1 protein-coding gene is annotated in these 655 nt (G+C 58.5%); it reads left to right on the top strand.

Translation table 11 applies throughout. From position 1 onward, the window contains the following. Positions 1-13: 13 nt before the first annotated feature. Positions 14-655, top strand: a 642-nt coding sequence (locus tag Q2941_RS51815; RefSeq protein WP_458197572.1) for a glycosyltransferase family 4 protein, incomplete at its 3' end; no start/stop codon positions are given.

Below are 655 nucleotides of genomic sequence, written 5' to 3'. Positions count from 1 at the left end.
AAAGAACGCAGCCATGAAGGTGTGTTTCGTCGGTCTTGGAAACCTTCCGGTCCTTGCCCCCGAATACAATCACCATGGTATTGGCGGGGAGCAGGTCCAACAGACGCTGCTCGCGAAAGCACTCGCCGCTCGTGGATACCAGGTTTCCATGGTCGTCGGGGATTACGGTCAGTCCGACGGGGCCTCCTGGCACCGCGTCACGACCTACAAGGCGTATCGTGCGGATGCGGGTCTTCCGGTACTTCGTTTTGTTTATCCCCGTTGGACCGCAATGTGGGCGGCGTTGATGCGGGCCGATGCCGACGTCTACTATACGAGTTGTGCCGGGATGCTTGTTGGCTTGCTCGCAATGTTCTGCCGTCGGCATGGACGTGGCCTCGTCCACCGACTGGCATCCGACGCAGACGCCGATCCGGAGAAGGTGCTAATACGCTACACGCGGGACAAGAAACTTTACGAATACGGATTGAGGAGGGCTGATAGTGTCCTTTGCCAGCACGCCGGCCAGCAACGCGCGCTCTTGGAAAATTACGGGTTGACGAGCGTGGTCGCTGACATGCTGGTGGATCCCCCGGTTCGGCAACTGGATCGTGATCAACGCGACTTGGAAATTCTTTGGGTCAGCAACCTGTATGACCTCAAGCGACCCGAGGTC

The sequence above is a fragment of the Bradyrhizobium sp. UFLA05-153 genome (assembly GCF_054185185.1).
This window is presented reverse-complemented; position numbering and strand designations above follow the sequence as displayed.